The 1,923-nt window shown below is 63.4% G+C and carries 1 pseudogene; it reads left to right on the top strand.

Annotated elements, in window-relative coordinates:
• Positions 1 to 1,923: pseudogene (locus tag MB824_RS04570) on the top strand (hemagglutinin repeat-containing protein); the annotation flags it as partial.

Here is a 1,923-nt window from a genome sequence, read left to right as displayed (position 1 = left end):
CCGCATCCGCAGCGCCCATATCGGCAACAGCGGTCAAATCGACGGCGGCCGTCTGGACATCGCCGCCCCCGTATTGGACAACAGCGGCCGCATCAGCCAAAGCGGCAGTCAGAATCTCACCGTTGAAACCGCCCGTCTGGCCAACAGCGGCCGCATCGGCCTGCCGGAAAACAATAGCAGCAACGGCGGAAACGGCAGCGGCAACAACGGCGGTAACAACGGTAACAGCGGCGGCGGTAACGGTAATTCCGGCAACAAGCGGCCCCCCGCCAATAACGGCAACGGCAATAACGGCAACGGCGGCCACACCCCGGTTCCCGCTCCTGCCGACGGCCGCATCAGCGTCTCCGGCCGTTTGGACAACAGCGGCACCATCGAAGCGGGCGGGCGCACCGATTTGAGCGTCAGCAGCGAGCTGGCCAACAGCGGCCACCTCACCCTCGGCAGCCTGAAAGCAGACGGCAGCCGTTTCGACAACCGCCAAGGCAACATTCTCGCCCGCAGCGCCGACATAAACAGCAGCCACAGCGACAACCGCGGCGGCGCCCTGGCCGCAGGCAGCCTGAAACTGGACGGCACCCGACTCGACAACCGCCAAGGCGTCATCCGCAGCAATACCCTCAGCGACATCCGCCTTTCAGACGGTCTGAACAACCAGCAAGGCGAAATCACCACTGCCGGCAGCCTGAAACTGGCCGCCGGCGATATTGCCAGCAGCGGCGGCAGCATTCTGGCCGGCCAAGATCTCGAACTGACGGCCAACCGGCTGGACGGCAGCGGCACCCTGGCCGCCGGCCGCGACGCCGCCCTCAAACTCAGCGCCGACTTTGACAGCAGCGGCGACATCGAAGCCGGCCGCACACTCAGCATCGAAAGCGGCGGCAGCATCCGCAACCGCCACCGTTTGGCCGGCGGCGCAGCCCTCGACATCCGTGCCCGGCATATCGACAACCGCGCCGAAGGCAAACTGGTTTCCGGCAGCAATACCCGTATTGGCGCCGACACTGTGGACAACCGCGGCCTGATCAACAGCAACGGCCTGACCCGCATTGATGCCGCGACTGCCCTGAACAACATCGGCAGCGGCCGCATCTACGGCAGCCGTCTCGCCCTGGGCGGCGGCAGCCTGAACAACCGCGAAGAAGCAAGCGCAGACGGCAAAAACCAAGCCCCCGTCATTGCCGCCCGCGAACGCCTGGACATCGGCATGCGCAGCATAAGCAACACCGGCAGCGGCTTTGGCCGGATAGAAAACGGCCAAGTACAAACCGGCAGCGTCTCCAGCCTGATCAGCAGCGAAGGCACACTGCATATCGGCGGCCGTTTGAACGAGAGCCATCAGGCCGAAGGCAGGGCCGAGCGCCTGGAAAACCGCGGCGGCCGCATCGAAGCGGCCGGAGACGGCGTATGGTCGGTTGCCAAAATCCATAACGGCAACAGCCGCTGGGAAGTCAATCACAAAGTTGCCGTCGGCGCGGCCGAACACCGGCACAGCTACAGCCAGCCCGGCAATCCCGAGTGGTGGCAGGTTGGCAAAGACGGCTCATGGCGGCAGACTGCCAATCATGCCAAAGGCGAGTTTACCTTTAACGACGGCCGTGCTCCGGTTCGCCAATCCAGCTGGAACGAAAAACGCGTCACCATACAACGCCACGAAGACCAAATCGCCCACTCCCAACCCGGGCAAATTGCCATCGGCGGCAACTTTACTGCTGACACCCAAGAGCTGGCCAATGAAAACGGCCAAATCCTGATCGGCGGCGTCTGGCAGGGCAGCGACAAAGACAGCACCCTGAAAAACCTCAGCGATTTGGCCGGCGTGTACGAAATCGAGTCCGGCATCTTCGAAAACAGCTATGCCCGCAAAAGCAAATCTAGACAAAGGTGGGGACGCCGCACCGGCTACAGCGCTCCCGTGTATAA

This window comes from Kingella pumchi (assembly GCF_022288825.1).
GTDB classification, from domain to species: domain Bacteria; phylum Pseudomonadota; class Gammaproteobacteria; order Burkholderiales; family Neisseriaceae; genus Kingella_D; species Kingella_D pumchi.
This window is presented reverse-complemented; position numbering and strand designations above follow the sequence as displayed.